Source organism: Herbihabitans rhizosphaerae (assembly GCF_004216555.1).
Classification (GTDB): domain Bacteria; phylum Actinomycetota; class Actinomycetes; order Mycobacteriales; family Pseudonocardiaceae; genus Herbihabitans; species Herbihabitans rhizosphaerae.
The window spans coordinates 444,902-461,718 of sequence record NZ_SGWQ01000001.1 but is presented as its reverse complement, the minus strand read 5'-3'; the positions used below and the strand labels follow the sequence as shown (position 1 = coordinate 461,718).

Annotated in this window: 18 protein-coding genes; 13 read left to right on the top strand and 5 right to left on the bottom strand. The window is 69.9% G+C overall.

The features are described 5' to 3' along the window. Positions 1-372 precede the first annotated feature (372 nt). Entirely contained in the window at positions 373-579 is a 207-nt protein-coding gene (locus EV193_RS02410; protein ID WP_130342271.1) for a hypothetical protein, read from the top strand. A gap of 216 nt (positions 580-795) precedes the next feature. On the opposite strand, the gene EV193_RS02405 is transcribed toward EV193_RS02410, so the two are convergent. The 4 genes from EV193_RS02405 to EV193_RS02390 are packed head-to-tail and all read right to left on the bottom strand — an operon-like array spanning position 796 to position 4,265. Next, positions 796-1,563 (bottom strand): heme ABC transporter ATP-binding protein, encoded by a 768-nt coding sequence (locus tag EV193_RS02405; RefSeq protein WP_130342270.1) that lies wholly within the window; start codon positions 1,561-1,563, stop codon positions 796-798. Continuing rightward, positions 1,560-2,615 (bottom strand): FecCD family ABC transporter permease, encoded by a 1,056-nt coding sequence (locus EV193_RS02400; RefSeq protein WP_130342269.1) that lies wholly within the window; start codon positions 2,613-2,615, stop codon positions 1,560-1,562. Before EV193_RS02400 ends, EV193_RS02405 begins: the two co-directional genes overlap by 4 nt. Next, positions 2,602-3,621 carry a heme/hemin ABC transporter substrate-binding protein gene (locus tag EV193_RS02395; protein ID WP_130342268.1) on the bottom strand — a complete coding sequence of 340 codons (1,020 nt, stop codon included), beginning with the start codon at positions 3,619-3,621 and terminating at the stop codon, positions 2,602-2,604. Before EV193_RS02395 ends, EV193_RS02400 begins: the two co-directional genes overlap by 14 nt. Next, entirely contained in the window at positions 3,615-4,265 is a 651-nt protein-coding gene (locus tag EV193_RS02390; protein ID WP_242613094.1) for a biliverdin-producing heme oxygenase, read from the bottom strand. Before EV193_RS02390 ends, EV193_RS02395 begins: the two co-directional genes overlap by 7 nt. Positions 4,266-4,332: 67 nt before the next feature. Here EV193_RS02390 and EV193_RS02385 point away from each other — a divergent pair, with 67 nt between their 5' ends. Together EV193_RS02385 and EV193_RS02380 are read left to right on the top strand one after the other, a co-directional pair. Then, positions 4,333-5,034 (top strand): hypothetical protein, encoded by a 702-nt coding sequence (locus EV193_RS02385; protein ID WP_130342267.1) that lies wholly within the window; start codon positions 4,333-4,335, stop codon positions 5,032-5,034. A gap of 40 nt (positions 5,035-5,074) precedes the next feature. Continuing rightward, positions 5,075-6,901 carry an HtaA domain-containing protein gene (locus EV193_RS02380; protein ID WP_130342266.1) on the top strand — a complete coding sequence of 609 codons (1,827 nt, stop codon included), beginning with the start codon at positions 5,075-5,077 and terminating at the stop codon, positions 6,899-6,901. 95 nt (positions 6,902-6,996) lie between these two features. Here the strand turns inward: EV193_RS02380 and EV193_RS02375 are convergent, their stop codons facing one another. Next, positions 6,997-7,734 (bottom strand): SDR family NAD(P)-dependent oxidoreductase, encoded by a 738-nt coding sequence (locus tag EV193_RS02375; RefSeq protein WP_130342265.1) that lies wholly within the window; start codon positions 7,732-7,734, stop codon positions 6,997-6,999. 131 nt (positions 7,735-7,865) lie between these two features. On the opposite strand from EV193_RS02375, the gene EV193_RS02370 reads away from it, so the two are divergent. The 10 genes from EV193_RS02370 to EV193_RS02330 all read left to right on the top strand — a co-directional run bounded on the left by EV193_RS02370 (position 7,866) and on the right by EV193_RS02330 (position 16,657). Continuing rightward, positions 7,866-9,068, top strand: coding sequence for a L,D-transpeptidase (locus tag EV193_RS02370; protein ID WP_242613093.1), 1,203 nt, complete (start codon positions 7,866-7,868; stop codon positions 9,066-9,068). Continuing rightward, positions 9,041-9,898: an alpha/beta fold hydrolase gene (locus tag EV193_RS02365; RefSeq protein WP_242613092.1), complete on the top strand. Its 858-nt coding sequence runs from the start codon at positions 9,041-9,043 to the stop codon at positions 9,896-9,898. Before EV193_RS02370 ends, EV193_RS02365 begins: the two co-directional genes overlap by 28 nt. A 9-nt stretch (positions 9,899-9,907) precedes the next feature. Then, a complete protein-coding gene (mshA, locus tag EV193_RS02360) occupies positions 9,908-11,200 on the top strand; it encodes a D-inositol-3-phosphate glycosyltransferase (RefSeq protein WP_130342263.1) in 1,293 nt (430 codons plus the stop codon). Then, complete coding sequence (locus EV193_RS02355; protein ID WP_130342262.1) at positions 11,197-11,685, top strand: type III secretion system chaperone family protein; 489 nt, start codon at positions 11,197-11,199, stop codon at positions 11,683-11,685. The genes mshA and EV193_RS02355 overlap by 4 nt, the downstream gene beginning before the upstream one ends. 382 nt (positions 11,686-12,067) lie before the next feature. After that, a complete protein-coding gene (locus EV193_RS02350) occupies positions 12,068-12,814 on the top strand; it encodes a phosphoglyceromutase (protein ID WP_130342261.1) in 747 nt (248 codons plus the stop codon). A gap of 141 nt (positions 12,815-12,955) precedes the next feature. Beyond that, entirely contained in the window at positions 12,956-13,504 is a 549-nt protein-coding gene (locus EV193_RS02345; RefSeq protein ID WP_130342260.1) for a DUF6879 family protein, read from the top strand. Beyond that, positions 13,501-14,337, top strand: coding sequence for a helix-turn-helix domain-containing protein (locus tag EV193_RS02340; RefSeq protein WP_130342259.1), 837 nt, complete (start codon positions 13,501-13,503; stop codon positions 14,335-14,337). The genes EV193_RS02345 and EV193_RS02340 overlap by 4 nt, the downstream gene beginning before the upstream one ends. A 90-nt stretch (positions 14,338-14,427) precedes the next feature. Beyond that, positions 14,428-14,583, top strand: a complete 156-nt coding sequence (locus EV193_RS33050) for a hypothetical protein (RefSeq protein ID WP_165401183.1) — start codon at positions 14,428-14,430, stop codon at positions 14,581-14,583. 134 nt (positions 14,584-14,717) lie between these two features. After that, a complete protein-coding gene (locus EV193_RS02335; RefSeq protein WP_242613091.1) occupies positions 14,718-15,971 on the top strand; it encodes a sensor histidine kinase in 1,254 nt (417 codons plus the stop codon). Beyond that, positions 15,968-16,657 carry a response regulator transcription factor gene (locus tag EV193_RS02330; protein ID WP_130342258.1) on the top strand — a complete coding sequence of 230 codons (690 nt, stop codon included), beginning with the start codon at positions 15,968-15,970 and terminating at the stop codon, positions 16,655-16,657. Before EV193_RS02335 ends, EV193_RS02330 begins: the two co-directional genes overlap by 4 nt. Positions 16,658-16,817 lie beyond the last annotated feature (160 nt).

Genomic DNA, 16,817 nt, shown 5'->3' with positions numbered 1-16,817 from the left:
CTATGACAACGGTGTCTCTGACGAACGTGCCAAGAGAATGGTTGTCCGTGATGAGGGAGCTCATTTTATGAGGGCGCTGCTGCGCCTGTCACATCTGAGCCGCTATCGATTTGTGGACGAAAGCGGATGATATAAGCTCTGTCAGTCTTGCTAACGTGTCGACGGCGAGTGTGACGGTGTATTTGATTGGTGCCGTAATGATGTCGATGTTATGGCATTATTGGCGGTCTGGTCTAGCTAGGCAAGATTAAATACTAAGTATGTGGCCGAGAAATTGAGGTGAGGGTGACCTTGGTACCGAATGGAGTGTCACGTCTTGTCTCTCTTTATGTATGAGTCGGCGATAAAAAGAAGCGTGTTGCGGAGTTCCGCTTGCGAGACGAAGAGGTGACGCTCACAGTGCTCGATTCTCGGCGTAAGGCGCTGGCGGAGGATATGTACGACAACGGCATTGTTCTTGAGCGGGAGGGGCGTGTTGTACCCCATTCGGCGGGGCCAGAATTCATGCGCGCCCTTTTGCGGCCGTGGAGCATGAGCTACTACGCATTTGTGGACGAGAGCGACACGCTTGCCGACTGAACCTCGCCTCGCGGGTAGCGGGTGTGTGACCCGCGCGTGCCCCTTTTACAATAATGGTATATCTGACGAGATTGCGGATGGTCACCCGTGAAGGCGGGATCAATTTCGTAAAATTCGCTGCTGAGCCTGGCGCATTTGAACCGCTATCGTTTAGTAGAAGAAAGCGGCTGACCTGACGACTTCTACCACGAATTCGGTCCACGGGAGCCGTTGAGGTCAGCGGACGGGGAGGACGAGGGGGGTGCCTGAGCGCGGGTGCGCCATGACCTCCACCTCGCGGTGGTAAACCTCCGTGAGCAACTCGCTGGTGAGCACCGTCGACGGTGGCCCGCACGCGCGCACCCGGCCGTCGGCTACCACGGCCACCTGGTCCGCGTAGGCGGCGGCCAGGTTCAGGTCGTGCAGCACGGCCAGCACGGCACAGCCGGTCGCCGCTCGATTCGCCGCCGCGGTGAGCACCAGGTCCTGGTGGCGCAGGTCGAGCGCGGCGGTCGGCTCGTCGAGCAGCAGGATCGGCGTCCGCTGGGCGAGCACTCGGGCGAGGGCCGCGCGTGCTCGTTCGCCGCCGGAGAGGGTGCTGAACGTGCGGCCGGCGAAGTCGGTCATCTCGGTGAGAGCCATCGCTTCGGCGACGGCTTGCTCGTCTTCGGCGGCGAGTGGCGTTCTGGCCCAAGGGGCGCGGCCCATTTCGATGACTTGCTCGACGGTGAAGGGAAAGGCCACTGCGGTGTGTTGGGGGAGTACTGATCGGCGTAGGGCCAGCTCTCGGGGGCGCCACTGGTCCACGGGGCGGCCGTCCACCGTCACAGTGCCGGCTGTTACTGGTAGATCGCCGGCGAAGGCGCCCACAAGTGTTGATTTGCCGGCGCCGTTCGGGCCGACGACGGCGAGGATTTCGCCGGCGGGCAGGGACAGCGAGACATCACGCAGGATGGGGCGGCCGCCGCGGGATACCGACACGTCCGAGAGTGATGCGAGCGTCATGCCCAGCCGCCCTGCCGGCTCCGCGTGCGCCGCAGCAGCCAGAAGAAGAACGGGCCGCCGACCAACGAGGTGAGCATGCCCAGCGGCAGGTCGGCGTTCTCCACGGCGGTGCGCGCCAAGAGATCCGCGCTCACCAGGACAAGTGCGCCGCCGAGGGCACTCGCGGCGACCAGCAGCCGGTGCGCCGGGCCGGCGATCATCCTGATCACGTGTGGCACGACGAGCCCGACGAATCCGATGATCCCCGCGAACGCCACGCCCGCGCCGACCAGCAGCGCCACGGCCACCACGACCACGATCCGCAGGCGTTCCACGTGCACGCCGAGGTGGCGCGCGGGCCCGTCGCCGAGTGCGAGCAGGTCGAGTTTGCCGGTGACCACGGCGGCGAGTGCGAGGCCGGCGACGGCCAGCGGCAGGGCCGCCACGACGGCTGTGCCGGTCGCGCCGTTGAGGCTGCCGAGTTGCCAGAAGATGATCTGCTCACGCGCCTGCGGGTCCGCGACGAAGGTCAGGAACGCGATCACCCCGAATCCGAACGCGTTGACCGCGATCCCGGTGAGCACCAGCGTCACGACCTCGGTCCGCCCGCCGGACCTGGCCAGCGCGTACACCAGCAGCGTGGTCACCAGCCCGCCGGCGAATCCGGCGACCGGCACGGTCACGCTGCCGAGCGCGCTCACCCCCGACACGATCACGCCGCACGCGCCGACGGCGGCCCCGGAGGACACGCCGATGATGGCCGGCTCGGCGAGCGGGTTGCCGAACACGCCCTGCAGCAGCGCACCGGCCACCGCCAGGCACGCGCCGACGATCACCGCCATCGCCACGCGCGGGAATCGCACCGCCCACAGCGCGTTGTCGCCCTGCGGGTGCGACGGCAGCGGACCGAGATCGATCCCGATGCCGTGCAGGAACGACCCGAGCACCTCCAGCGGCGGGATCGCGACCTGCCCGCTGCCTACGGCGACCACGATCATCACCAGCAGCGCGGCGGCCAGCCCGGCGAGCAGCAGCGGCGCGGCCACCCGCCGTCGTGCCTCAACGACCGCCATACAGCACCGTCGCCAGCGCGGTGATCGTCCGGCCGACGCGCGGCCCGAAGCTCAACAGGTCCGTGTCGTCGATGTCGACGATCCGCCGCGCCTGGCCGGCCGGGGTCTGCGCGACACCGGGCACGCGCAGCAGGCCGTCGATGCCGCCGACCGACGCCAGCCCGGCGCTCATCACCAGGATCACGTCCGGCGCCGCGTTGAGCAGACCCTCGCTGGTGATCGACACGAACGGCTTGCCGAGCTTGATGTCGGTGCCCACGTCCACCGCGCCGACCGCCTTGATCATCTCGTCCGCGCCGGACCCGGGCCCGGCCATCAGATACACGCCGGCCGAGCCGCGCACGTACAGAAAGGTCAGCCTCGGCGGGCGAGTGCCGGGCGTGGCGAGCGCACGGGCCGCGGCGATCTCGCCGTTCACCGACGCGATCAGTTTCTCGCCGACGTCCGGCACGCCGAGTGCGGCGGCGACCGAGCGAATGTGATCGGGCACCGCGGCGAGTGTCCGCCGCGGGTTGAAGTACACGACCGGGATTCCGGAGGCGCGCAACTGCTGCTGCACCTCGGGCGGCCCGATGCTGGTGTCGGTCAGCACGACCGTGGGGTTGAGGTCCAGGATCGCCTCGGCGTTCAGGTCATGGCCGCCGGAGGTGACCACCGGCACGTGCGCCGCGCTGGGAAACCCGGTTGCCGAGTCGCGCCCGACCAGGTGCCGGCCGAGGCCGAGGCTGAACACGATCTCGCCGAGCGTGCCGTAGAGGTCCACCGCGACGATCCGGTCCACGCTGGTGATCCGCACCTCGGCGCCGTCGTGCGAGCGCACGGTCACCGGCAACCGTGGCTGGACGCCGGTGGCGATCGGACGCACGTCCTCGTCGGCGATCCGCGCGGTCGCCGGTCCGGTCAACGTCAGCGCGGACGGCTGGCCCTGGTTGCCCGAGGCGCCGGCGCCGCCGCACCCGGCGAGTAGCACCAGCGCGATGAGGACACTGCCGAGACGAGTCAACATCCGGCACTGAGATCGTCGAACACGCCACGGTTGAGCCGGAACGCCTCGTTGGCCTCGCCGAGCAGGGTGGTCCGCTCACCGGCGGCCCACGGAGTCGAGTCGAGCAGCTCGCGGTAGCCGTCCTTGAACACCTTCGGCTTCGGGATCTCGTCGAACAGGTAGAACCGCACGCCGTCACGGGTGAGCCCGTAGATCGAGCGCAGCTTGGACCGGATGATCTGCCCGCCGGACAGGTCGCCGAGGTAGCGCGTGTAGTGGTGCGCGACGAACGCGCCGCGCGAGGTGAAGCAGACCTCGCGGAGGCGGTCGATGTACCGCTGGGTCGCGGGCAGTGTGACCAGGCCGTCGCGCCAGCGGGAGCCGGACAGCCACGACAGGTCGGCCTCCAGTGCGCCGCGGCGCAGCAGCGCGTCGGAGACGAACGGGCCGACGATCTCGTCGCCGCGCCACCGGTCGCCGGCTTCTTCGAGCACGGAGTAGAAGAGGTAGCTCTGCTCCAGCAGCGCGACGTAGGCGCGACGGTCGAGCTTGCCGTCGAGCAACTCGGCCACGAATCGGGACGACTCGGTGCGCTCGTGCTCCTCCCTGGTGGCCTCGCGCAGGACGACCGAGAAGCGGTCGGTTGCCAGATCGGCCGTTGTCACGCGCGACCTCCGAAGGTTAGGCTCGCCTTAGTTAACTGAGCCTAACCTAGCGATTGGCGAACCTCCAGTGCCAAGTAGACGAATCGTCGGCGTACTGGGCGCGGTGGCCGCCTCGATGCTCGTGCTGGCGCAGCCGGCGTGGGCCGCCCCGGGCATCACCGTCTCGCGATCGACCGGCCTGAACCCGGCCGGCGACAAGGTCACCGTCAGCGGCACCGGCTTCGACGTCACCAAGGGGATCTACGTCGCGGTGTGCGTCGACAAGGGGCCGGGCCAGGTGCCGAGCCCGTGCCTCGGCGGTGTCGACACGAGTGGCGCGGGCGGCGGCTCGGCGTGGATCTCGTCCAATCCGCCGCCCTACGGCGCGGGGCTCGCCAAGCCGTACGGGCCGGGCGGCAGCTTCTCGGTCACCCTGTCGGTGGCCTCCCGCGACCCGGTGACCGGCACGGACTGCACCAAGGTCGCCTGCGCGGTGGTGACCCGTACCGATCACACTCGCGCCGCGGACCGCTCCCAGGACGCCAGGGTGCGCCTCACCTTCGGTCAGCCCGCGCCGCCGCCACTCCCGACGACGGTGAGCACGCCGTCCGCCCCGCCCCCGCCGGTCACCACGACCGTGTCCAGCGTGGCCGTCCAGAACACCGCCTCGCCCGAGACCGAAAGCCGGCCCGACCGGACCGGCTGGTGGATCGGGGCGGGCGCGGCCGTCCTGCTCGCCGCCATCGCCGTGCTCGTGATCCGCGCACGCGGGAATCGCCGAACCGACTGATCGCCCCCCCACCCGATCACCCGAAGGAGCAGCAGCTCGCATGACAACTCGAAACGACCGGCGCAGACCGGTCGCCCGCGTCCTGGCCGCGGCACTCGTCGCCGCGGTGGGCACGCTGGGCCTGTTCACCGGCACGGCCACCGCCGAGCCGTCGCCCGTCACCGGCGGGCACCTGGACTGGGGCGTGAAGGAGTCCTTCCGCAAGTACATCACCGGCCCGATCGCGCACGGCACGATCACGACCAGCGACGGCGCCACGGCGAACGCCGACGGCACGTTCCGCTTTCCGTCCGCCAGCGGTGACGCCGACGCGGGTGCCGACACCGCGAAGCTCGCCTTTGCCGGGAAGATCGAGTTCTCCGGCCACGACACGCAGCTCTACATCACCATGACCGACATCCGGGTCACCCTTACCGGCAGCGGCGGCACGCTGGTCGCCGACGTGGTCAGCAAGTCGCGCTCCACCGGTGAGCTGGTGACCTACGACGACGTCGCGTTCGCCACGCTCGCCGACACCGACCTGATCGCCACGGACGGGACGATCACCGCGACGGATGTGGGCGCCACACTCACCGAGGCGGGCGTGCCCGCGTTCGCCGACTTCTACCCGGCGGGCACCGCGTTGGACCCGTTGACCTTCTCGGTCACCACCGCGCCCAAGCCGGTGTGGCAGCCGGTGGTGAAGGCGAGCAAGACGTCGGGCATCGACCCGGCCGGCGAGACGATCACGGTCACCGGCAGCGGGTTCGACCCGGCGGCCAACGTCGGCACCCGGCCGCCGCTGGCCGGCAAGCCGACCGGCGTCTACCTCGTGTTCGCGAAGATCACGCAGCCGTGGCGGCCGTCGGAGGGCGCGCCGTCGTCGTCGCGGACCGTGCTCGACCAGAAGTGGGTGCTGCCCGCCGCGTCACGGGCGATCGTCGATCCGGCCGGCACCAACCCGGACTACGTCGAGCTGAAACCGGACGGCACGTTCACCGGCACGCTCGACGTCGCCGCGGTGAGCCAGGGCGTCGACTGCAGGACCGACACCTGTGGCGTGATCACCTACGCGGCGGGTGGCGCGGTGAACGCCGCGCACGAGCTGTTCACCCCACTGGCATTCGCGACCACACCGACCACGCCGTCCAGCCCGAGTCAGCCGAGCGTGGCGCCCAGTCCCGGGCCGGCTCAGCCCGCGCCGCCGCCCGCCGGCGCGGTCACCTCGGCACGCCTGGAGTGGGGCGTGAAGGAGTCGTTCCGCAACTACATCAAGGGATCCATCGCGCACGGCTCGTGGACCTTGGACGGCGTCACCGGTGGCGGCCCGTTCGTGTGGACCAACCTCACGTCCGGCACCGACGACGAGGTCGTGTTCGGCGGCGGGGTGCGGTTCACCGGCCACAACGGGCTGCTGGACCTGACGATCTCCCAGCCGAGGATGCGGTTCGCCGGCTCGACCGCCGAACTGCTGCTCGACGTGCGCAGCAAGGGTCTGCAGAACCCGAACGAGTTCGTCGAGCTGAACGACGTCGTGTTCGCCACGCTGACCCTGGGCACGCCGACCGTCCAGAACGGGATCGCCACCTACTCGGCGATGCGTGCGGTGCTGACCCCGCAGGGCTCGTCCGGTTTCGCCGGCTTCTACCAGGCCGGCGCCGAGTTGGACCCGGTCACGGTCAGCATCGCCAAGGACGGCGCGTCCCTGCCGCCACCCGGCGCGGGCGGTTCCGGCAACACCGGCGACTACTCCGGCTCGTCGGCGAGCACGACCAAGCTCGCCAGCACCGGCGTGGACACGGGCCCGCTCACCGGGCTCGGCGCCGCGCTGATCGTGGGCGGCACCGGGCTGCTGGTGCTGTCGCGGCGCAGGCGCGTCACAGCGTGACTCGTTCGCCAAGCTAACGGGTCGAGCCCGCTGAACCCGTTCGCCAAGCTAACGGGTTCAGCGGGCTCGACCCGTCGAGAGGCGTTGCGGCCGGCTCACTCCCGGTGCGCGCGGGACGCCGACGCCTGCGCGCGCGGCTTCATGACGATCTGGTCCAGGTTCACATGCCACGGCCGGCCGACCGCGAAACCGATCACCTCGGCCACGTCCTCGGCGGTCAGCGGCGTCAGACCCTCGTACACCTTCGCCGCGCGATCGGCGTCGCCGCCGAAGCGGGTGACCGAGAAGTCCGTCTCCACCATTCCGGGCAGGATCTCGGTGAACCGCACCGGATCGCCGAGGTGCTCGCCGCGCAGCGTCCGGTGCAGCGCCGACTGGGCGTGCTTCGCGCTGGTGTAGCCCGCGCCGCCGTCGTAGATCTCGGTGGCGGCCACCGACGTCACCGTCACCACGTGCCCGTCGCCGGACGCGATCAGCCGAGGCAGCAGCGCCTTGGTCAGCCGCAGCGTGCCGAGCACGTTGGCCTCCCACATCCACCGCCAGTCGTCCTCGTCGGCGGCGTCCACCCGCTCCAGCCCGCGCGCGCCGCCCGCGTTGTTCACCAGCACCCGGCACTCGGGCACCCGTGTGACAAAAGCCTCCACCGACTCGGCGTCGGTCACGTCCAGCGATATCGGCGTACCGTCGATCTCGTCGGCCAGCGCGGTGAGGCGGTCCAGCCGCCGCGCTCCGAGCACTACGTGGAATCCGTCCTCGGCCAGCACGCGGGCGGTCGCGGCGCCGATCCCCGCGCTCGCCCCGGTCACCACGGCGGTCGGTCGTGTCGTGTTCACGGTCCGATGGTGCCGGTCGGTGTGACCGGGTCGCCTGGTCGGGGGTTATGACGAGTGTCACACTCGGAGTGTGGCCACCGACTGGGGGTTGGAGCGTCTTCACAGGTAGGGGCGATTTGCGGGAGGTTCATGTGAGGGGTACACGCGTGCAGGTGCGGTTCAGAGTTCTCGGGGCATTGATCGCACTGCTCGGAGTGTTCGTGCTCGCCGGGTGTACGGGTGACGGTGACGGTGGTGGGGGCGGCACCAGCGGCAGCGGGGACAAGACGCCGGACGCGCCGCCCAAGGCGAAGATCCTGGCCGAGCCTCTGCTGGACGCGAAGGAAGTTCCGGTCACCGCGCCGGTGAAGCTCACCGTCGTCGAGGGCACGCTCACCGAGGCGACGCTGGCCAACAGCGAGGGCAAGCCGGTCGCCGGTGCGATCGCGCCCGACAAGCTGAGCTGGACCAACACCGAGGTGCTCGGGTTCGGCAAGACCTACACCTACACCGCGAAGGCCACCGGCACCGACAACAAGACCGTCGAGCTGCGGGGCTCGTTCACCACGATGAACCCGGCCAAGCAGATCCGCGCCACGCTCAACCCGGGCGACAACGCCACGGTGGGCGTCGGCATGCCGGTCAGCGTCAAGTTCGACACCCCGGTCGCCAGCAAGGCCGCCAAGGCCGCCGTCGAGCGCGCGCTCCTGGTGCAGACCTCGGTGCCGGTCGAGGGCTCCTGGGGCTGGCTGCACGACCGGCAGGTCGACTGGCGGCCCAAGGACTACTGGCCGGCGAACACCAAGGTCACGGTGAACGCCAAGCTGTACGGCCTGGACTACGGCAACGGCGCCTACGGCCGGGCCGACGTGTCCACCAAGTTCACCATCGGCCGCAACCAGGTCGTGAAGCTGCACACGCCGTCGCACCAGATGGTCGTGCAGCGCGGCGGCGCCACCGTGGCGACCTACCCGGCGAGCTTCGGCAAGGACCACGACCCGAACCTGAACACGCCGAACGGCACCATGATCGTGATGGCGAAGGCGCCGACCGAGCGGTTCGACAACGCCCGCTACGGCTACGTCAATGTGTGGAAGAAGTGGGCTGTGCGGTTCTCCAACCACGGCGAGTTCATCCACGAGAACGAGGAGAACCGGGGCAACATCGGCAAGGTCAACACCTCGCACGGCTGCGCCAACCTGCTGGAGCCGGACGCCAAGGCGTACTTCGACAGCGCGATGGTCGGCGATCCGGTCGAGGTGACCGGCTCGCAGGCCACCATGCCGAGGAGTTCCGACGTCAACGACTGGCTGTTCCCCTGGCCGCAGTGGCAGTCGATGTCCGCTCTGCGGTGATCACCAGCGCGTACCTGGCCGGCGCCGGTGGAGTGCGTCTGGCCGTGCACTCCGCCGGTGACCCGGCCGCGCCGCCGATCGTGTTCGTGCACGGCTGGTGTGCCTCGGCGCGCGCCTGGCACCTCCAGATGCGGCCCGGTGAGCTGGACGGATTCCGGCGGATCGCCGTGGACCTGCGCGGACACGGCGGGTCGAGCGACCCCGGTGACGCGAACGGCGGCTACGGCGAGCCGGAGGTCTGGGCAGACGATCTCGCCGCGGTGCTCGCGCACGCCGGCGCGCCCGCGGTCGTGGTCGGCTGGTCCTACGGCGGCCTGGTGATCGCCGACTACCTCGCGCGGCACGGGTGCGCGGGCCTCGCCGGGATCGCGCTGGTCGGCGCGATCACAGAGATCGGGCGGGACCGTCCCGGCGGCGTGACCGGCCCGGCGATGCGAGAGCTGATCGGCCGGCTGCGCACACCCAACACTCGCGAACTGGTTGACGCGTTCCAGGCGTTCACCGCGTCCTCGTTCACCGGGCCGGTGCCCGAGGGACACGATCAGACGGCACTCGCCGACTTCCTGCGAGTGCGCCCCGGCGACCGGATGGTGATGTTCCGCCGCGACGCGGACCGGGCCGAGGCGCTCGCGTCGGTCACCGTTCCGTCCCTGGTCATGCACGGTATGGCGGACGCCGTGGTAGATCCCAGGTCCGGCGAGTACGCGCTCGGGAAGATTCCGGGTGCCGAAAAGCGTTGGTTCGATGCGGTTGGCCATTTGCCGTTCGTCGAACAAGTGGGGGCATTCGATGCCGAACTCGCTTCCTTCGCCGGACGGTGTGCGCGCTGAGGAAGGACCGTGACGGTGGACTCGCTTGTCCATTTGCACCGCCCCCGACGAGTGGCCGTGCTGTCCGTGCACACGTCTCCGCTGGAGCAGCCCGGCACCGGTGACGCCGGCGGCATGAACGTCTACATCACCCAGACGGCGCGCCGGATGGCCCAGCGCGGCACCGCCGTGGAGGTGTTCACCAGAGCCACCTCGTCCGATCTGCCGCCGGTCGCCGAACTCGCGCCCGGCGTGCTCGTGCGGCACGTGCACGCCGGCCCGTTCGAGGGGCTGGACCGGTCCGAGCTGCCGTCGCAGTTGTGCGCGTTCACCGCCGGTGTGCTGCGCGCCGAGGCCCGCCACGAGCCCGGCCACTACGACCTCGTGCACTCGCACTACTGGCTGTCCGGGCAGGTTGGCTGGCTGGCGCGGGAGCGCTGGGGCGTGCCGCTCGTGCACACCGCGCACACGCTCGCCAAGGTGAAGAACGCGGCGCTGGCCGAGGGTGACACCCCGGAGCCGCGGGTGCGGGAGATCGGCGAGCAGCAGGTGGTGGACGCGGCCGACCAGTTGATCGCGAACACCGGCGTCGAGGCGGTCCAGTTGGCCGGCCTGTACGGCGCCGAGCCGGACCGGGTGCGCACCGTGTCGCCCGGCGTGGACCTGGACGTGTTCACCCCTGGTGACACCGCCGCCGCGCGGGCGCTGCTGGACGTGCCGCGCGACGCCGTGGTGCTCGCGTTCGTCGGGCGGATCCAGCCGTTGAAGGCGCCGGACGTGCTGCTGCGCGCGGCCGCCCGGCTGATCGCCGACGGGGCGGTGCCGCGCGAGCGGCTCGTGGTCCTGGTCGCCGGCGGACCGTCCGGCACCGGGCTGGAGGAGCCGGCGTCGCTGCAGAAGCTGGCCGCCGATCTGGGTATCGCGGACGTGGTGCGGTTCGTCCCGCCGCAGGCCGGCGAGCGGCTGGTGGCCGTGTACCGGGCGGCCGACGTGGTCGCGGTGCCGAGTCACAACGAGTCGTTCGGGCTGGTCGCGCTGGAGGCGCAGGCGTGCGGCACACCGGTCGTGGCGGCGCGGGTGGGCGGCCTGCCGGTGGCGGTGGCCGACGGCGTGTCCGGGCTGCTCGTGGACGGGCACGAGCCGGGTCCGTGGGCCGACGCGCTGGCCTCGGCGGTGCGACCGGCCACGCGCGTGCGGCTGGCCGCCGGCGCGGTCGCGCACGCGGCCAGGTTCTCCTGGGAGCGCACCACCGACGCGTTGCTGGCCGGGTACGCGGGTGCCAGGCTGGCCTTTCACCGTGAGCTGGAGGAGGTCGCTTCGTGACGTCGGTCGAGGAGCTGGATCGCACCATCGCGTCCGCGTTGGACGAGCGGGAGCTGAGCTACCAGCGGCCCGAGCCCGGCCGGTTCTTCGTGACGCTCCCCGGTACCAAGAAGTTGCAGACGAACTGCTGGCTGCTGGTCGGCGAGCACGCACTCGTGGTGGAGGCGTTCGTGTGCCGGCGGCCGGACGAGGCGCACGAGGACGTGTACCGCTTTCTGTTGCGCCGCAACGCGAAGCTCTACGGCGTGCACTACACGATCGACTCGGTCGGCGACATCTATCTGGTCGGGCGGGTCGGTCTGCACGCGGTCACGGCCGACGAGCTGGACCGGCTGCTCGGGCAGGTGCTGGAGGCGGCCGACGGCGATTTCAACCCGCTGCTGGAGATCGGCTTCGCGAGTTCGATCCGGCGCGAGTGGGAGTGGCGCACGTCCCGAGGTGAGTCGCTGGCCAACCTGCAGGCGTTCAAGCACATGGTGGAGTGAGGTCCCCCCGCGGAGCGGCTCGGGCGAGGGGGAGTCGCGATTCCCGAGCCGCCCCGCGTGTGTCCCGCCGCTCTCGGAGTCCGGTCGGGGGGCTTCCGGCTCTCCAGGGCGGGGCGTGGCTCGGCAGGGGAGACGAGCCACGCTGCACTCCACCGGACCGGGGAGTGCGTGGGAGCCGGTCCGGCTGAGCGTTGCCAAATTGGCAGAACCGGACGGGGATCACAAGACGAATGGTTAACCCAATCGAGGTATATCGCTCTCTGTAGGTAACTATTTGGTCACGACATCGGCCGAACGGTCTACTCTGAGTCCGTCTCACGTTTGATCACGTGCTCGACCGGGTGGTTGGTGCTGGCCGGAGCGCGTTTGGCAGGCTGTCGGCATGGCAGTCGGAACCCTGGTGTTGCTCCGTCACGGCGAGAGCGTGTGGAACGCGCAGAACCTGTTCACCGGATGGGTGGACGTCGCGCTGTCCGAGAAGGGCGAACGCGAGGCCGTGCGTGGCGGCGAGCTGCTCGCCGACGCGGGCCTGCTGCCCGACATCCTGCACACCTCGCTGATGCGGCGGGCGATCTCCACCGCGAACCTCGCGCTGGACGCCGCCGACCGGCACTGGATCCCGGTCAAGCGCGACTGGCGGCTCAACGAGCGGCACTACGGCGCGCTGCAGGGCAAGAACAAGAAGCAGACGCTGGAGGAGTTCGGCGAGGAGCAGTTCATGCTCTGGCGCCGGTCCTACGACACGCCGCCGCCGAAGATCGAACCGGGCACCGAGTTCAGCCAGGACGCCGACCCGCGCTACGCCGATCTGGGTGCGGACGCGCCGCTCACCGAGTGCCTCAAGGACGTGGTGGCACGGCTGCTGCCGTACTGGGACTCGGCGATCGTGCCGGACCTGCGCACCGGGCAGACCGTCCTCGTGGCCGCGCACGGGAACTCGCTGCGCGCGCTGGTGAAGCACCTGGACGGGGTGTCCGACGAGGACATCGCCGGGCTCAACATCCCGACCGGCATTCCGCTGCGCTACGACCTCGACGAGGAGCTTCGCCCGCTCAACCCCGGCGGCACCTACCTCGACCCCGATGCCGCCGCGACGGCCGCCGCCGCCGTGGCCAACCAGGGCCGCTGACCCGGAAGCAATCCCGAGCAACTTCCTCCCTGCCGCGCCCGGCCGCCGATACGCTCTGAGCGACGGCTGATCGACACAGGGTGAGGAGAAGTTCATCGTGAGGTTGGATCGCGGCACATTCGTCTTGGTGGAGCAAGTCTGATGGGGCGCACTCTGACGGACGGCGAAGTCAACGATCTGTTCGAGAGCTACCGGTACACCGCCCGCCGGCTTGAGCCGCGTGACACCTACAACACGAAGCCGGAGGACGAGTCGCGACGGCAGCTCTACGCCGCCGGTCAACTGACCGACTTCTCGTATCTCGATCCCTGGGTGGACAAGGTGAGCGGCTGGCGTTCGCGGGGGAAACGGATACAGCGCGTCCGCGTTGTGACCGAACCGCTTTCGCTCGACGCCAGGTATCTCCTGGGTCTGGCCAAAGTCAATGTGCGGGCGGGCGACGAGATTCGTTATCTCCCACGTCGCCGGGCCGAGGAACTCGACCTCGACTTGCCGGACCAGGATTATTGGATCTTCGACGCGACTACTGCCGCGATCATCCATTTCGACGACGATGATTGGTTCACCGCGTGGGAACTCGTTGATGACCCAGCGGAGATCGTGTCGAAGCTGCACCATTTCGATGCCGCGTGGCACTACTCGGTGTCGCGTGACGAGTTCGCCGCCATGCACGGCGTCGTGGATGAGTGAGCAGCTTCCAGAAAGCCCGTGAACTCCTGGCGCAGCGCCTGCGGGTGCTGCGCCAGGACGCCGGGCTGACCGGACGCGAACTGGCGGGAACTACCGGCTGGCCGTCCAGCAAGATCTCCAAGATCGAGGGCGGCCGCCAGACCCCGGCCGACGACGACCTCCGCGCCTGGGCGCGGGCGTGTGGCGTGCCGGAGGCGGTCGACGACCTGATCGCGGCCGCACGCAACCTGGACGGCCACTACGTCGAGAATCGCCGCAAGTACCGCGCGGGCATGGCGGGGCCGCAGCGGCGCCTTGCCGAGCAGGAGTCCACCCTCACGACGATCCGGGGATTCGAGGACACGGTGATTCCCGGTCTGCTGCAGACACCCGAATACGCGCGCTACATGTTCGCGACGGGCCGTGGTCATGGCGGCGGGCGCGACGACCTCGATCAGGCGGTCGCCGCTCGAATGGCGAGGCAGCATGTTCTGTACGACCCGACCGTGCGGGTGCACATGGTGGCTACCGAAGCGGTCCTGCGGTACCGGTTCTGCCCGCCCGGCGTCATGGCTGGGCAGCTCGACCGGCTGGTCGGCGCGGTCAGCTCCGGAGTGATCCGGTTCGGCGTCATCCCGTTCGTCCGCCCTGGGCTTGATCCACCCATGCACGGGTTCTGGAGCAAGGACGACGACGAGGTGCACGTCGAGACGATGTCGGCGGCGCTGACGTTGTCGGAGCCGTCGGAGATCAGCACCTACCTGGATCTGTTCTCGCACTACGCGAAGGCCGCCGTGTACGGCGCGGAGGCGCGGGCGATCATCGAACGTGCGGCGGAGGACACGTTCGGGTGATTCCCGCTCCCTGTGCGTGAGGCGTAACCTTGAGTCACTGGGGGCGCCGCTGGGGAGCGGTGGAAAGTCACGGGGGAATGGGGAATCGTCATGCGCAAGTACTCGAAATCCACGGTCGTCGCCGTGTGGGTCGCGGCGATCGTCACGGCCGGCCTTTCCGGCGCGGTGGAAAAGCAGGCGGAACCGCCCGCCACGGAGGCGCCCGCGATCGATCAGGCGCCGGCGGTCAACGCTCAACGCACGTAGGCGCACGGGATGGACACGTTCGAGTGAACACAGGTTGACGGAGCGGCGAATTACCGCCGTCATCGCTGTCAGCAGCGTCACGGATCGGCATTCGGACTGGTGGTAATCGCCTGTGAGGCGCTTACGATGCGGCCGTGAGCACTACGGCGATCCTCGCGACGGTCGCGGTCGCGGCGTTGCTGGGCGTGCTCGTCGGGTTCCTCATCGGACGCGCACGGCGCGCGGCGATCGACCGCCGCCCCGCCGGCCCCACCGTCGCCGCCCTGGTTCAGCGGCTCGTCCACTCCTCGCACAGCGGCGTCGTGGTGCTCAACCACTTCGGCGACGTCGTGCTGCACAACCCGCGCGCCGCGGCACTCGGCGTGGTGCGCAACAACCGGGTGGACGAGCGCGCCAGCAAGGCGGCCGAGGCCGTCCGGGAGACCGGCGACGCGATGGAGATCGACCTGTCTCCGCTCGGCTCGCGCGGCGGGCGGCAGCCGGAGGCGGTGCTCGGCGAGGTCAGATCGCTCGGCGACGGGTTCACCGTGGTGGACGCGGCCGACCAGTCCGACGCGGTGCGCCTCGAGGCGACCCGGCGCGACTTCGTGGCCAACGTCAGCCACGAGCTCAAGACCCCGGTCGGCGCGATGGCGCTGCTCGCCGAAGCGGTGCTGGACGCGGCGGACGACCCGGAAGAGGTCCGCCGGTTCACCAACAAGATCCTGCACGAGTCCACCCGCCTCGGGACGCTGGTCACCGAGCTGATCGCGCTGTCGCGGCTGCAGGGCGCCGAGCGGCTGCCGGACATGAACACCGTCGAGGTGGACGCGGTCGTGCGCGAGGCGCTCGGGCGGGCCCGGCTGGCCGCCGAGTCCACCGGCATCGAGATCGCCAGCGACACGGCCAGCGGGCTGCTCGTCGAGGGTGACCGCACGCTGCTGGTCACCGCGCTGAGCAACCTGCTGGAGAACGCGGTCGCCTACTCCTCGCCGGGCAGTCCGGTGTCGATCAGCCGCCGGCTCGCCGAGGGCTTCGTGGAGATCGCGGTGACCGACCGGGGAATCGGCATCGCCGAGGACGAGCAGCAGCGCGTCTTCGAGCGGTTCTACCGGGTGGACAAGGCGCGCTCGCGGGCCACCGGCGGCACCGGGCTCGGGCTGGCCATCGTCAAGCACGTCGCGGCCAACCACGGCGGCGAGGTGCGGCTGTGGAGCAAGCCGGGTACCGGGTCGACGTTCACGCTGCGCATCCCGGCGCACCGGCGCAAGGATGGCGAACAGTCCACTCAGGACACCAATGGCGCGGCGGTTCCGTTGCCGCGCACCAAGAGTCGGGGCGTCCCGGTCGCCAGTGCGACGTCGGACAGGACCGATGACGGCGGTGCCGATCACGAAGGAGTGTCATGACCCGCGTGTTGATCGTCGAGGACGAGGAGTCGTTCGCCGACCCGCTCGCGTTCCTGCTCCGGAAGGAGGGGTTCACCGCCGCGGTGGCCGCCACCGGCCAGCAGGCGCTCGAGGAGTTCGACCGCAACGGCGCGGACATCGTGCTGCTCGACCTGATGCTGCCCGGCATGAGCGGCACCGACGTGTGCAAGGCGCTGCGGCAGCGCTCCGCCGTGCCGGTGATCATGGTGACCGCACGGGACAGCGAGATCGACAAGGTCGTCGGGCTGGAGCTCGGCGCGGACGACTACGTGACCAAGCCGTACTCGGCGCGCGAGCTGATCGCGCGGGTGCGGGCGGTGCTGCGGCGCGGCGGCGAGGCCGGCGCGGACGGCGAACTGCTGCCGCAGGTGCTGGCCGCCGGCCCGGTGCGGATGGACGTCGAACGGCACGTGGTGACCGTGGACGGGCTGGAGATCTCCTTGCCGCTCAAGGAGTTCGACCTGTTGGAGTACCTGCTGCGCAACGTCGGCCGGGTGCTCACCCGCGGGCAGTTGATCGACCGCGTGTGGGGTGCCGATTACGTCGGTGACACCAAGACGCTGGACGTGCACGTGAAGCGGCTGCGCTCCAAGATCGAGCCCGATCCCGGCTCGCCGCGCCACCTGGTCACCGTCCGCGGCCTCGGCTACAAGTTCGAGTCCTGACGTTCCGCGAGTCCCGCGCTCAGACACCCCGAGTCCCGCGTTCAGGCAGCACGAACGCGGGACTCGCCGGTGCACGGTGCGGAACTCGCGGGTGCACAGCGCGGAACTCGCCGGTGCACGGCGCGGGACTCGCCGGTGCACGGCGCGGGACTCGCCGGTG

Coding starts and splice junctions, on each gene's coding strand:
- EV193_RS02405 (WP_130342270.1), bottom strand. CDS start 1,563: ATGACGCTCGCATCACTCTCGGACGTGTCGGTATCCCGCGGCGGCCGC.
- EV193_RS02400 (WP_130342269.1), bottom strand. CDS start 2,615: ATGGCGGTCGTTGAGGCACGACGGCGGGTGGCCGCGCCGCTGCTGCTC.
- EV193_RS02395 (WP_130342268.1), bottom strand. CDS start 3,621: ATGTTGACTCGTCTCGGCAGTGTCCTCATCGCGCTGGTGCTACTCGCC.
- EV193_RS02380 (WP_130342266.1), top strand. CDS start 5,075: ATGACAACTCGAAACGACCGGCGCAGACCGGTCGCCCGCGTCCTGGCC.
- EV193_RS02350 (WP_130342261.1), top strand. CDS start 12,068: ATGGCAGTCGGAACCCTGGTGTTGCTCCGTCACGGCGAGAGCGTGTGG.
- EV193_RS02345 (WP_130342260.1), top strand. CDS start 12,956: ATGGGGCGCACTCTGACGGACGGCGAAGTCAACGATCTGTTCGAGAGC.
- EV193_RS33050 (WP_165401183.1), top strand. CDS start 14,428: ATGCGCAAGTACTCGAAATCCACGGTCGTCGCCGTGTGGGTCGCGGCG.
- EV193_RS02330 (WP_130342258.1), top strand. CDS start 15,968: ATGACCCGCGTGTTGATCGTCGAGGACGAGGAGTCGTTCGCCGACCCG.